The organism is Brevundimonas sp. Root1423 (assembly GCF_001426805.1).
Window position 1 is genome coordinate 446,292 of the sequence record NZ_LMFL01000045.1, and the last position, 12,844, is coordinate 459,135.

Annotated in this window: 11 protein-coding genes; 7 read left to right on the forward strand and 4 right to left on the reverse strand. The window is 66.6% G+C overall.

Annotated elements, in window-relative coordinates; genetic code table 11:
* Positions 1-2: 2 nt before the first annotated feature.
* The 4 genes from ASD25_RS23780 to ASD25_RS23795 are packed head-to-tail and all read left to right on the forward strand — an operon-like array spanning position 3 to position 3,720.
* A complete protein-coding gene (locus ASD25_RS23780; RefSeq protein WP_056621088.1) occupies positions 3-857 on the forward strand; it encodes an SMP-30/gluconolactonase/LRE family protein in 855 nt (284 codons plus the stop codon).
* A gap of 26 nt (positions 858-883) precedes the next feature.
* Positions 884-1,738, forward strand: coding sequence for an aldose 1-epimerase (locus tag ASD25_RS23785; protein ID WP_235562859.1), 855 nt, complete (start codon positions 884-886; stop codon positions 1,736-1,738).
* Positions 1,735-2,802, forward strand: a complete 1,068-nt coding sequence (pelA, locus tag ASD25_RS23790) for a pectate lyase (protein WP_056621093.1) — start codon at positions 1,735-1,737, stop codon at positions 2,800-2,802. The genes ASD25_RS23785 and pelA overlap by 4 nt, the downstream gene beginning before the upstream one ends.
* Before the next feature lie 39 nt (positions 2,803-2,841).
* Positions 2,842-3,720 (forward strand): rhamnogalacturonan acetylesterase, encoded by an 879-nt coding sequence (locus ASD25_RS23795; RefSeq protein ID WP_056621095.1) that lies wholly within the window; start codon positions 2,842-2,844, stop codon positions 3,718-3,720.
* A gap of 15 nt (positions 3,721-3,735) precedes the next feature.
* Here the strand turns inward: ASD25_RS23795 and ASD25_RS23800 are convergent, their stop codons facing one another.
* Positions 3,736-4,455 (reverse strand): FadR/GntR family transcriptional regulator, encoded by a 720-nt coding sequence (locus ASD25_RS23800; RefSeq protein ID WP_235562860.1) that lies wholly within the window; start codon positions 4,453-4,455, stop codon positions 3,736-3,738.
* A 140-nt stretch (positions 4,456-4,595) separates the two neighbouring features.
* Positions 4,596-7,967 (reverse strand): TonB-dependent receptor, encoded by a 3,372-nt coding sequence (locus ASD25_RS23805; RefSeq protein WP_056621102.1) that lies wholly within the window; start codon positions 7,965-7,967, stop codon positions 4,596-4,598.
* A 233-nt stretch (positions 7,968-8,200) separates the two neighbouring features.
* On the opposite strand from ASD25_RS23805, the gene ASD25_RS23810 reads away from it, so the two are divergent.
* Together ASD25_RS23810 and ASD25_RS23815 are read left to right on the forward strand one after the other, a co-directional pair.
* Positions 8,201-9,997, forward strand: a complete 1,797-nt coding sequence (locus tag ASD25_RS23810) for an IlvD/Edd family dehydratase (protein WP_255356194.1) — start codon at positions 8,201-8,203, stop codon at positions 9,995-9,997.
* Positions 9,998-10,254: 257 nt separating this feature from the next.
* Entirely contained in the window at positions 10,255-11,229 is a 975-nt protein-coding gene (locus ASD25_RS23815; protein WP_200943703.1) for a YeiH family protein, read from the forward strand.
* 23 nt (positions 11,230-11,252) lie between these two features.
* Here ASD25_RS23815 and ASD25_RS23820 read toward each other — a convergent pair whose 3' ends face one another.
* Together ASD25_RS23820 and ASD25_RS23825 are read right to left on the reverse strand one after the other, a co-directional pair.
* The gene (locus tag ASD25_RS23820; RefSeq protein ID WP_056621108.1) at positions 11,253-11,639 is read right to left on the reverse strand and encodes a MarR family winged helix-turn-helix transcriptional regulator; all 387 of its coding nucleotides are present in this window, start codon (positions 11,637-11,639) and stop codon (positions 11,253-11,255) included.
* A gap of 28 nt (positions 11,640-11,667) precedes the next feature.
* Positions 11,668-11,907, reverse strand: coding sequence for a hypothetical protein (locus tag ASD25_RS23825; RefSeq protein WP_056621110.1), 240 nt, complete (start codon positions 11,905-11,907; stop codon positions 11,668-11,670).
* 436 nt (positions 11,908-12,343) lie between these two features.
* On the opposite strand from ASD25_RS23825, the gene ASD25_RS23830 reads away from it, so the two are divergent.
* A complete protein-coding gene (locus ASD25_RS23830; RefSeq protein WP_056621112.1) occupies positions 12,344-12,790 on the forward strand; it encodes a hypothetical protein in 447 nt (148 codons plus the stop codon).
* Positions 12,791-12,844 lie beyond the last annotated feature (54 nt).

Here is a 12,844-nt window from a genome sequence, read left to right on the forward strand (position 1 = left end):
GGATGCCGGAGCCGGAACTGGTCTGGGACGTGCGGGCGGAACTGGGCGAAGGCCCGGTCTGGGACGCCGCCCGCCGGGCCGTCTGGTTCGTCGACATCAAGGGCCGCAAACTGCACCGCTATGGCGTCGATGACGGCGCAAGAGCCTCTTGGGACACGCCCGACCAGACCGGCTTCGCCCTGCCCGCCGACGACGGTTCGCTGGTCTGCGGCGTGCGGGGCGGGCTGTATCGCTTCGACCCGGACAGCGGCGTTTTCGACCTGATCATCCGCGTTGAGGAGGACCGTCCCCGGAACCGGCTGAACGACGGCTTCGTCGCCCCGGACGGATCGCTGTGGTTCGGCTCGATGGACGACAGCGAAGCGACGATCTCCGGCGCGCTGTATCGTTTTCACCGGGGCGCGGTCGTACGGCACGACGACGGCTATGGCGTCACCAACGGCCCGGCGATGAGCCCCGACGGGCGCACCCTTTATCACCACGACACGATCCGGCGTCGCATCTTCGCCTTCGACCATGCAGACGGCCAACTGACCAACAAGCGTCTGTTCGCCGAGACGACCGACGGGTTCGCCGACGGTCCCTCCGTCGACTCGGACGGGGTCCTGCACGTGGGCCTGTTCAACGGCTGGGGCGTGGCGCAATTCTCGCCCGGCGGCGAGCGGATCGGTACCATCCGGTTTCCCGTTCGGACGGTGACCAAGGCCGCCTTCGCCGGTGACGACCTGCGCGACCTCTATTGCACCACCGCCTGGCTCAACAATTCGGATGACCGTGCGGCATATCCTGCGCTCGGCGGCCTGTTCCGGGTTCGGGTGGAGACGCCGGGCCTGCCGCAGCATCGGGTGAAGCTGTGATCGAACTGGGGCGGGAGGACTGGTCGTTGACTCTGAGGCCCGAACTGGGCGCCGCCGTCACCCGGCTGACCTGGCGGGGCCGCGATATCCTGCGGCCCGCGCCGGACGGCGCGACGCATCCGCTTGAGACGGGCAGCTTTCCGCTGGTCCCCTATGCGAACCGGATCGACCGCGGCGCCTTTGTTTTCCATGGCCGGAGCGTGGCGCTGCCGCCGACGCCAGGGTTCGAACCTCACGCCCTTCACGGGGTTGGCTGGATGCAGGCGTGGACCGTGCTGCAAACCGGGCCGGCGTCCGTGGATCTCGGCCTGGCGGCTTACGCGACCGCCGACTGGCCCTGGGCGTGGACCGCATCGTGCCGTCTGGATCTTGAGGCTGACGGACTCAGGGTCGCGCTGTCGATCACCAATGACGACGCGGAGTCCATGCCGGCAGGCCTTGGCCTGCATCCCTATTTCGCCATCGAGCCCGGAACGGTACTGAGCGTGGCGACCGGGCAGGTCTGGCTGAACGACGACACGGAGATCCCGATGCGGCTCGCACCCGCGTCGACCGTGATGGACTGGGCCGATGGCGCAACGGTCTCGGCCGCGCCCTTCGTGGACAACGCCTACGCAGGCTGGGACGGGAGGGCCCTTCTGCGTCACGCCCGGCACGACGTGACCCTGACCGCATCCGCGAACACCGGCTGGATGCAGGTCTATGCACCGGGCGCGGGCGGCTTCGTCTGCCTGGAACCCGTCACCCACCGCCCGAACGCCCACAATGCGCCGTCGGGCGAAGACACGGGTCTGGCCGTACTCGCACCGGGCCAGACGCTTTCCATGTCCATGCAGATCACCGCGTCGGAACGGATCCCGACACCCGGAGAAGACAGATGATCGATCGCCGCTGGCTCGTCGCCGTTCTCACCGCCGCCCTGTCGCTTGCGTCGCCCGCTCTGGCCCAGACCTCGACGCCCGAATGGAACGGCGAGATCGTGAAGCGGGACGCCGACTGGTACGCCGGCCCGGAAGCCAGACGTATCGCCGACGCGGTCGTGCTGCATCAGTCGACCGAAGGCGGTTGGCCGAAGAACACTTCCCTGCTGGTTCCCCCGGACGCCGCACCGGTGGAGGCCAACCTGAAGAACACCTTCGACAACCAGGCGACGACCCTGCCCATGGCCTTCCTCGCGCGGGTCATCCATGCCGGCGAGCGACCGGGTGACCGCGCCTCATTCGACCGCGGGCTCGACTACATTCTGGCGGCCCAGTACCCGAATGGCGGCTGGCCCCAGTTCTATCCGCTGCGCCGGGGCTACTACACCCACATCACCTTCAACGACGACGCCATGGTCCGCGTGATGACGCTGCTGCGCGAGATCGTGGCCGGCGCCGGCCCCTATGACTTCGTCGATCCCGAGCGACGCGCGCGCGCCGCCGCGGCCGTCTCGAAAGGCGTGGAGGTGATGCTCGCGACGCAGATTCGTCAGGGCGGCGTCCCTACCGTCTGGTGCGCCCAGCACGACGAAACGACGCTCGCTCCCGCATGGGCCCGCGCCTATGAGCCGCCCTCGCTGTCCGGCAGCGAAAGCGTCGGCATCGTGCGCTTCCTGATGGCCATTCCCGATCCCTCGCCCGAGGTCGTCGCGGCTATTCAAGGGGCCATCCGCTGGTTCGAGGCCAGCGCCATCACCGGCGTCCGCTTTGAAACCACCACGGCCGGCGATGGGCGGGCCGACGCCCATGTCGTCGCCGATCCCGATGCGCCGCGGATCTGGGCCCGGTTCTATGAGCTGGAGACCAACCGGCCGATCTTCCTGAGCCGTGACTCGGTCGTCCACTACGACTTCGCCGAAATCGAGCGCGAGCGGCGGACCGGGTATCGCTACTACGGGACGTGGCCGGAACCCCTTCTGCGCGACGACTATCCGGCGTGGCGACGCCGCGTCGGTCTGTCCTGATCCCGTATTCCCCAATCCGATAACGAAAAGGGCCGGTCCATGATCGCATCCATCGCTGCCGCTCTGGCGCTGCAGGTCGCCACCCCCGCCCTGGTTCGGGCGGCCGACACGTCCCCACCTGTCCGGCCGATCTCGGCGTCCAAGATCATACTGATCGGCGACTCCACCACGGCGGTCATCGGAGGATGGGGCCCCAGCTTCTGCGCCGATCACGTGACCTCTTTCGTCGCCTGCGTGAACCTGGCGCGCGGGGGCCGCAGCAGCGGCAGCTATTTCGCCGAGGGGTCCTGGGATCTGGCGCTGGCGGAGATGTCCACGCCCGGGTTCGTCGCCACCTATGTGCTGATCCAGTTCGGCCATAACGACCAGCCGGGCAAACCCGGCCGATCCACCGATCTGGCCACGGAATTTCCGGCCAACCTTCGACGCTATGTCGCCGAAACGCGGGCGCGCGGCGCGATCCCGGTGCTGGTGACGCCGCTGGTGCGGCGCCAGTTCGTGGACGGCCGGCTTCAGAATGACCTCGAGCCATGGGCGGACGCCGTCCGGGCGGTGGCCATCGAAACCGGCGCTCCGCTCGTGGACCTCAACGCCGCCAGCGCCGCCGCCGTACAGGGCATGGGGCCGACGATGGCCGCGCGTTTCGCACAGTCGGCTCCGCCCGCGGACGTTTCGGCGGCGTTGCTGACCGGAACGACCATTCCCGCCAACAGCGGCGCGGCTCCGGCGCCCGCCGCGGGCGCAGCGACGCCGGTGAGCACGACACAGAACAACGCCGCCGTCGAACCTGTCGGGCAGGCCCGGACGTCATTCGACTACACGCATCTGGGACGGGCCGGCGCAGACTTCTTCGCCGCCCTGGTCACTCGGGACCTGATGATCGCCGTGCCGGCGCTGCGTCGCGGTCTCGTCCCCTGACAGACGCTTCGGCGGTCAGGACTTTCCGCCGGCGCGGCCGGGCGTAAGAGCGGCTTCGGTCGCGATGCGGGTCACGCCGGCGTCGATGACCGCCAGCATGGCCGCGGCCGCACCCGGCGCATCTCCGGCCTCGATGCGATCAACGATCCGGGCGTGGGATTCGACGGTTTCGCGATGCAGCTCGGCGCTCCGCACGGGCGGGCTGAGCGTGAAGGCTTCCAGCAAGGCGGTCTCGATCACGCTGGCCATTGACCGGATCATCGGATTTTTCGAGGCCGCGCCGATGGCGATATGCAGGTCCAGATCGGCGCGCGCGAAGCCGATGGCCGAAGCCGTCTGGGCGCGCATCGCTTCCACGCAGGCATGGAGCGCCGCCAGATCTTCCGGGGAACGGCGCGTCGCCGCGAGGCTTGCGGCGGTCGGTTCAAGGGCGCGGCGAACCTCTGTCAGACTCTCACGGAAGGCGGCGTCTGTCCCCGCCTCGACGCGCCAGGCCAGCACGTCGGGGTCGAAATAGTTCCAGCTGGCCGAATCGGCGACACGGGTGCCCACCCGCGTCTTGGCGATCAGAAGCCCTTTGGCTGACAGCGTCTTGATCGCCTCACGAAGCGCGGTTCGGGACACCCCGAACCGTTTGAGCAGATCGGCCTCCAGCGGCAGGTTGTCGCCCGGTCGATGAACGCCGCCCAGTATCTCGGTGCCGAGCGTGCGGACGATGTTGGAGTGTGTCGACATTCGCCCCTTGTTCGCCAGCATCGGAAGCTCTCAGGCTAAAGCGATTGGCGGCGTTTCAACAGAAAAAAGCAGGACGCCGGCCAGCGGCGTCCTGCGGAGTGACGACGGAGTTTCCCTTGGGAGGAGGACTTGCCGTCGGGTCAGAACCTCATGTTCACGCCGAGGAAGAACTGCCGTCCTGTCGACGCGTAGTTGGTGGTCACCGGATCCGCCGCGTAGGCGAAGCGGTCGGATGTCTGGTTGGTCAGGTTCAACGCTTCGGCGCTGAGCGAGAAGTTGTCGTTGATGTTGTAGCGGAACGACGCGTCCACGTTCATCGTCGCCTCGCTGCCGACGAAGTCGTTGACCAGCGGGGAGTCGCAGAAGCCCGGATCACAGGTGCCCGACGCAATCGGATACTGGGTGTAGTACTCGGCGCGATACGAGGTCGAAACGCGCGCGTTCCACTTGCTGGTCTCGTAGAAGACGGTGAAGTTGAACGCGTCGGGCGAGGCTCCGGTAAAGGGTCCCGGCGAGATCAGAAGCGGCTGCGGCGTCAGGATGTAGTTCAGCTCTGATTCCAGGTGGGTGTAGTTGGCCTGGACGCCGAAATTGTCAAACGGGGCCGGGAGGAAGGTCAGGTTCTGCTGATAGTTGACCTCGACACCGCGGATGAAGCCGCCGGGCGCGTCGCGGAACTGGCGAATGGCGAAGGGACTGCCGGCATCGATGTAGGCCAGCGCATTCACATTGGTCTGGGAGGCCCGCAGCTGGGCGATCGCATCGGCGTCGAGGATCGACGACAGCGGCCCTTCGGAGACGATGGTCTGCGGGAACGACGAGATGTCCTTGTCGAAGAAGGCGATCGAGAACAGGGCGTCCTGGGCGAAATACCACTCGAGGCTAAGATCCAGATTGACCGCCCGGAACGGGCTCAACCGGGTATTGCCCAGCGTGATCGATCCGCCCGTGACGGCGCCGGCGCCGGTCGGAACGCTGAAGGCGGTGACGCTGGGCGCCAGGTTGCCCAGCAGAGGCCGCGCCATGACCTTCGACGCGCCGAACCGGATGTAGAAGTCGTCCGAGACCTCCCAGGCGAGGTTGAGGGACGGCAGGGTGTCCAGATAGTCGTGGTCGTTGCTGACAGGACGCGCGGTGTTCGTCAGACCGTTGGCCTCGACATCGGTCCATGCCCAGCGAATGCCCACGTTGCCGCGCAACGGGCGTCCCAACACGTCGCCGTTCAGATCCAGCTGGACGTAGCCGCTGGTGTCTTCCTCGACGACGCTGAACTGGTTGGCGGCGTTGCTGAGTTTCGACAGCCGCCAATCGCCCCACTGGTTGACGCAGTTGCAGTCGAACTCGAACAGCTTCTGGAACGCGGCGAGATCGGGCACGAAGAAGCTGGTCGTCGTGCCGTCCGGCACGTTAAGCCCCTGCCCCCAGTTCACCACCCGGCCCATGTCGGCGATGTTCACCCCGGCCTCGCGCAGGCTGGGGTTCAGGGTCTCGTTGGTCAGACGCTGGGCCTGGCTGGTCGAGAACTCATAGGTCCTCCGGCTGAAGCCGCCCTTGAGGGTGTAGTGCTCGTTGATGTCCCAGGCGAGGTCGGCGCGGCCGCTCTCGTAGGTGTTTTCGACACTGCGCACGAAGTTTCTCAGGGCCGAGTAGTTCTTGACGAAGTCCCATGACGCCGGATTGGCCGCGTCGAACCCGAAGTCCAGCATCGGCATGTCGCCGCCGCCGCGCGCGTCGTAGACGAGGTACCCGTTGCCGGCGACGCCCTGACCCGAATCCAGCCGGATGAAGTCGACCAGCAGCCCCTGGCTGTCGTTCACCGAGCTGGAAAAGCCGTACAGGAAGGTGCCGCGCACGGTGTCGCTGAACTCGTGATCGATATTGATCGAGAACTGCTTGAACTCGGTCGTGTACTGCTGGGCGTCCGTCGCCGACCGCAGGTCCACATTGCCAATGACCAGGTAATCGGCGTTGGCGCCGTTGGCGCTAAGCGCCGCATCGATCAGCCGGGCGGACGGGCGGCCCACGAAGGCGTTCCGCATGTAGAGGCCGGCAGGGTCAAAGCCATACCCGGGAGAAACGGTGGCGTTATAGTAGTCGTACGGGTCAAGATTGAACGGATTGAAGCTGTTCGTCGTCCCCGGGACCAGACCGCCGCCATTCATCTGCTGGCCACAATCGATGGCGTCGCGGATGTCCGTCGCGGTCTGGGCGACGCAGGAGTTATACAGCCCTCGTTTGGTGGCCACGGGCGTCGCCGCGTTGGCGGTGTTCAGACCCGCGTTGGTGTTGTTGCGGTTCAGGCCGACGGTCTGGATTTGCAGGTTGACCGAGTTGTTGTCGAACTTTGAATAGACGCCGTCGACGCTGATGGTAGTCGATTCCCGCGGACGCCACTGGAGGGCCATGGTGGCGCCGAGGCGCTGCTGCTCCAGCTCCTGCTGGTTGAGGGTCGCGAGGGCGGGAATGCGCGCGAGCGGTCCTGCCGCAACCGTCGTCCCCGCCGCCGCAGCGCCCGAGGTGTTGTTGTTGCGCAGCGTCGATCCGATCGGCGTGTGCAGCAGGGCGTAGGCGGCGGGGTTCGACCCGCGCAGGGTGTTGCAGTATGCGGTGTTGGTGATGTTGACGCCGGGAATGACGCCGTTGTTGCAGGCGGTCCCCGCGGGGGCCGCAAAGCCCTGCCGGGTCTGGATAGAGGCGCCGGGCAGCAGGGTGGGCGAGCCCGCGAAGGTGGCCCCGCGATAGGTGTAATCGGACTGACCGGGCGACCGCAGATAGCTGTCGGTCGTCTGGTTGCGTTCGCTGTAGGCCAGCGAGCCCAGGACGCCGAAATCACCCCAGGCTGTATCCCAGCGGTTCGAATACAGGGCGGCGACGCGCGGGTTGTGATTGCCGCCGTTCTCGTAATAGGCGTCGGCCACCGAGAAGGCGACGCGCTGGTCGGAGAAGTCGAAGGGACGGCCGGTCTGAAGGTCGACCGTCGCGCCCAGCGCGCCCTCGTCGGTCACGGCCGAAGCCGTCTTCTGCACCTTGATGGAGTTGAACAGCTCCGAGGCGAAGACGTTGAAATCGAAGCCGCGGCCCCGGTTCGGACTGGTGCCGGAGTCGTTCGAACCGGCCGTCGAGAGGGCTTCCAGCCCGTTCAGACGAACCCGGGTGAAGTCGCCGCCCAGGCCGCGCACCACGATGGTCCGTCCTTCCCCGTTGTCGCGGTCGATCGAGACGCCGGGCAGACGCTGAAGCGATTCAGCAAGGTTGGCGTCAGGGAAGTCCGCGATGTCCTCGGCGTTGATGGCGTCCACCATCACATCGGCATTGCGCTTGGTATTCAACGCGCTGCGCAGGGCGCCCCGGATGCCGGTGACGACAACTTCGTCGACCTCTGTGGGGCTGTCGTTCGCCTGCGGCGCGGTTTGTGCGGACGCGGCCGTAGCGCTCAGGCCCAGAACCAGGGCGAACGTCGAGGTCGCCGTCATCAGAAAACGGGCGCGCGGGCGCCGGGTCGCGTTAATCATGGTCTTCCTCCCCTGAGTGAAACCTTCTGTGGCGCCTGAGCCGGTTTCTACTTCCTGCGACCATTGCGTTGGTCCCCATTAGTATGATCATATTATTTTTGTCCTTGGAAGCCCTTTTGGTAGCGCTACCGCATGCATGCTCATTCACTGGTCTCAGCCGGCCCGACACCGGCCCTCTCCGACGCGCGACCTGAAGGACCGGTGAAGGCCCAGTTGCCATCCAGGGCGGGACGATCGTGGTAAAGGCGCCCAAGCCCCTCCGTTCGCGGGCGTGGTTCGACAACCCCCAAAGCCCTGACATGACCGCGCTATATCTTGAGCGCTATCTGAACTATGGCCTGACCCTTGAAGAGCTACGATCCGGCAAGCCGATCATCGGCATCGCCCAGACCGGCTCCGACCTCAGCCCCTGCAACCGTCACCACATCGAACTGGCCAAACGCGTGCGGGAGGGCATTCGGGAGGCCGGGGGCATCGCCATGGAGTTTCCCGTTCACCCGATCCAGGAAACCGGAAAGCGTCCGACCGCAGGTCTGGATCGGAACCTCGCCTATCTCGGTCTGGTCGAGCTGCTTTACGGCTACCCCATTGACGGGGTCGTGCTGACGATCGGGTGCGACAAGACCACGCCGGCCTGCCTGATGGCCGCCGCGACGGTCGACATTCCGGCCATCGCCCTGTCCGTCGGCCCCATGCTCAACGGCTGGCACAAGGGCGAGCGGATCGGATCCGGCAGCATCATCTGGAAGGCGCGCGAGATGATGGCGGCGGGCGAGATCGACTATGAGGGCTTCATCAACCTGGTGGCCACGTCGGCCCCCTCGGTGGGCTACTGCAACACCATGGGCACGGCCTCGACCATGAACACCCTGACCGAGGCGCTGGGGATGTCCCTGCCCGGCTCGGCGGCGATCCCCGCGCCCTATCGTGAGCGCCCGCAGGTCGCCTATCAGACCGGTCTTCGTATCGTGGAGATGGTCCGGGATGATCTGAAGCCCTCGGACATCCTGACGCGCGAGGCCTTCGAAAACGCCATCGTCGTCAACTCGGCCATCGGCGGATCGACCAACGCCCCGGTGCATCTGACGGCTCTGGCCCGGCATGTCGGCGTGGACCTGCCGCTGCAGGACTGGCAGACCGTCGGTCACAAGGTGCCGCTGCTGGTCAATCTGCAGCCCGCCGGAACCTATCTGGGCGAGGACTTCCACCAGGCCGGCGGCGCTCCGGCCGTGGTCGCCGAACTGATGCGGCACGGGCTGATCCACGCCGACGCGCTGACCGTCAACGGCCGCACGATCGGCGAGAACTGCGCGGGCGCGGAGATCATCCTGCCCGACGTGATCCGCACCTTCGAGACCGCCCTTGTCGAGGACGCGGGCTTCCTGGTGATGACCGGCAATGTCTTCGAGACAGCGATCATGAAGACGAGCGTGATTTCCCCTGAATTCCGACAGCGGTACCTGTCGGATCCCGCCTCGCCGGATGTCATGAACGGCATCGTCACTGTGTTCGACGGGCCGGAAGACTATCATCGCCGCATCGACGATCCTGCCGAGGACATCACCGCGCAAAGCATTCTGGTCATGCGCGGCGCGGGGCCTGTCGGTCACCCCGGCGCGGCCGAGGTCGTCAACATGCGTCCGCCCGACTACCTGATCAAACAGGGCGTCAAGGAACTGCCCTGTGTGGGCGACGGACGGCAATCGGGCACATCGGGTTCTCCTTCCATCCTCAACGCCTCGCCCGAGGCCGCGACAGGAGGAAACATCGCGATCCTCAGAAACGGGGACCGGCTGCGCATCGATCTGGGGCGCGGTCGCGTGGACGTAGACCTGACAGATCAGGAACTCTCCGACCGGCGCCGCGAGCTGGAAAGCGCGGGAGGATACCGCTATCCGGCCTCGCAGACGCCGTGGCAGGAAATCCAGCGCGGTCTGGTCGGCGAACTCCAGACCGGCGCCGTGCTGGAAGGCTCAACCCGCTATTACCGGATCGTCGACACGCTCGGCCTGCCCCGCGACAACCACTGAGGCCCGGTGAGCGCGTGCTGCCCCGCGCTCGTCGATCCGACACCCGATCGAAAAAGATAAAACGCCGCGCGAAATCGCATGACCCCGCGGAGGTGTTCGAACGTGACATCTCCTGATAGGTCCTGTCCCTGGCGCGGCTGTTCACGGCCGCGCCTTCTTTTTGAAGTGACGCGAACCTGAAAGCCGCCCTGCCCTCGTCCGGTTTCCCGCCGCCCCTGGCCTCCGCCCTTGCGTTCGGGCGCAGGGTTCGGGCGGGGGTGCTGCTGTGCCTCGCAGTCACCCTGGCCGCTGTCTGCCTGGCCAGTCTCGAACAGTATCTGGCCGGCGATGTCTGGATAGAGACGCTCGTGCTTGCGATCCTGCTGGGCGCCGGGGTCCGGGCGGTCTGGACGCCCGGGCCGCGCTTCATCCCCGGTATCGCCTTCAGCGCCAGAACCCTGCTGGAAATCGCGGTGGTGCTGTTGGGCGCGTCTGTCAGCGCGGCGACGCTGTCGTCTCTGGGGGTGGCGTTGGTGTTCGGCATTTTCGCCCTTGTCGCGCTGACGATCATCGTCGGCTTCGCCATCGGGCGGCTGCTGGGGCTTAACACGCGCATGGCCCTGCTCATCGCTTGCGGCAACGCCATTTGCGGCAACTCGGCGATCGCCGCCGTCGCTCCGGTGATTGACGCCGACGGCGAGGAGGTCGCGACCTCCATCGCGTTCACGGCGGTGCTGGGCGTGGTGGTGGTGCTGCTGCTCCCGCTGCTGGGCGCCGCGCTGTCCATGACCGACATGCAGTACGGCGTGCTGGCCGGACTGAGCGTCTATGCGGTGCCTCAGGTCCTCGCAGCGGCCGTGCCGTTTGGTCTGACCGCCATCCAGACCGGGACCGTGGTCAAGCTGGTGCGGGTGCTGATGCTGGGGCCGGTGATCATGGCGCTGTCGCTTCTGTTCCGCGACCGCACCCGGCCGGCAGGGCGGCCGGGTCTGCATCGCCTCCTGCCATGGTTCATCGTCGGCTTCGTTCTGATGATCGGCCTGCGCTCGCTCAACCTGATCCCGCAAACCTTCCTGCTGCCGATCGCCGCCGCGTCCAGCCTGCTGACCGTCATCTCGATGGCGGCGCTGGGGCTACAGACGGATATCCGCGCCGTCGCCCGCGCCGGGGGCCGGGCCGCCGCAACGGTGACGCTGTCGCTGGCTGCCCTGATCCTGCTCGGCGTGATGTTGATCTGGCTGCTGAACCTGTAGGTTCGCCTACCGGTCCGGTAAACTCAGGCCGCCGCTACGTCCGATATCCCGCAGTCCGGCGTCAGGCGGGTGTCGAGGGGCACGAGCCGTGCCCGCGACGAATCCGATATCAGCGCGTCGAAGGTCTGGCAGAGGGCCCGGCCAGCCGGCGTCAGAAACACATAGCGGGAGCGATTGTCGTTCGGCGCACGGGCAAGCGTCACGAGGCCGCGCGCGGGGCGCAGCGCGCCCGGCATGTCGCTCGGGGCGAGACGCCGGATGGTTCTGGAGGCGGTGGCCTCGGTGAATCGGCAGACCCGCGCGACGCTGGTGACCGACAAGCCCTCATGCTCGCAGACCGCCAGCAGGGTCGCCAGTTCGTTGAGGCTGAAATCGCCATAGGCCTCGTCGAGCATGTCGACGATGGCCACGAGGGCGTTCCTGGAAGGCGCGAACTGACTAGCCGGCATAGCGGGCGCGGACGATCTCGAAACCGGAAGCCAGCACGGGCGGCGGCGCGGCGCGCGGAGCCCGGCGCGGTCGCCGCGCCTTGATATCCATATGCGCAGCGCCGTGACGCTCCTGCAGATCCGCCAGCAGCGTGTTCAGTTCCTGTCGATGCGCTTCAATGACGTAGGCGTCGGCGGCGTCGATGTTGATGGTGATGATCGCCTGAATCTTGAACGGCTCGGTTTTCATCGCTTGCTCCACCTGAACTGACCCCCCGAGTGCAAGGGAAGAGTCGTCGGATGACCGGTTGGGGCCAAGCCGTCCGACGACTCTGCGGAGACAGGGTCTCCATACTTCTCCGGGGGGGGAAGGCCACCGCCGCCAAGGAGGGAACCCGACGACAGGTGGCGAAGGTATCGAAGCACGAGCTTTCACCCGCGCGGCGGTGTCATCGACGCGACGCATCTTTCCAGCGACGAAATCGTGCTGGCTGCGACGAACTTCGCCATGACGGCGACCAACCGGGTCTCGATGCGGGGAATCACGCTTTTGCCGCCCCGGCGAACCGCCTTTGACGAGGCCTGACCGGCTGGTCGCTGGTCGGAAGGTGTTGATCGCAACGCTATGGATCGCCGTCCCTGACCACGCCACGTTCGGATCATCAGTTTTGCAAGGATGATCCGGCATGCATTTTCGTCTGTTTCTGAGCGCCGCCGTCGCGGCCACGTTAGCCGCGGGCCCGCTGCAGGCGCAGTCGGCGAATAACTATGAAGTCGTGCGTCTGAACGACAACGCCATGACCTGCGAAGCCCTGGTCGGCGAGATCAACGCCCTGTCCAACGAGGTGCGGCAGCAGACGGCGAATGCGGCGCGTGCAAGCCGTAATCGGCAGACGGCCGGCGCGGTCGGACGTGGATTGCTCAGTGGTCTCGCCCAGGGCGTCTCGATGTTCGGCGTCGGCGGCGACGGCATCGGCGGCGCGGTCGCCGCCAGCGCGATTTCGGGCCTCGCAAATCAGGCCGCGTCGGCCGCAGCAACCGCGCCGACCGAACAGCCCGAAGCCGCGCCCCCGTCGCCGCAGGCGGAACGCCTCGCGCATCTGAACAATCTGAACAGAAACCGGGGTTGCTAACCCCGGTATCGGCTTGGCCGCGCGTGATCCCTGAACCTGCCTCGGCCATGTTCG

Excerpts from the sequence above, each read along its gene's own strand:
- ASD25_RS23780 (WP_056621088.1), top strand. The coding sequence starts at position 3 with ATGCCGGAGCCGGAACTGGTCTGGGACGTGCGGGCGGAACTGGGCGAA.
- pelA (WP_056621093.1), top strand. The coding sequence starts at position 1,735 with ATGATCGATCGCCGCTGGCTCGTCGCCGTTCTCACCGCCGCCCTGTCG.
- ASD25_RS23795 (WP_056621095.1), top strand. The coding sequence starts at position 2,842 with ATGATCGCATCCATCGCTGCCGCTCTGGCGCTGCAGGTCGCCACCCCC.
- ASD25_RS23800 (WP_235562860.1), bottom strand. The coding sequence starts at position 4,455 with ATGTCGACACACTCCAACATCGTCCGCACGCTCGGCACCGAGATACTG.
- ASD25_RS23805 (WP_056621102.1), bottom strand. The coding sequence starts at position 7,967 with ATGATTAACGCGACCCGGCGCCCGCGCGCCCGTTTTCTGATGACGGCG.
- ASD25_RS23825 (WP_056621110.1), bottom strand. The coding sequence starts at position 11,907 with ATGAAAACCGAGCCGTTCAAGATTCAGGCGATCATCACCATCAACATC.
- ASD25_RS23830 (WP_056621112.1), top strand. The coding sequence starts at position 12,344 with ATGCATTTTCGTCTGTTTCTGAGCGCCGCCGTCGCGGCCACGTTAGCC.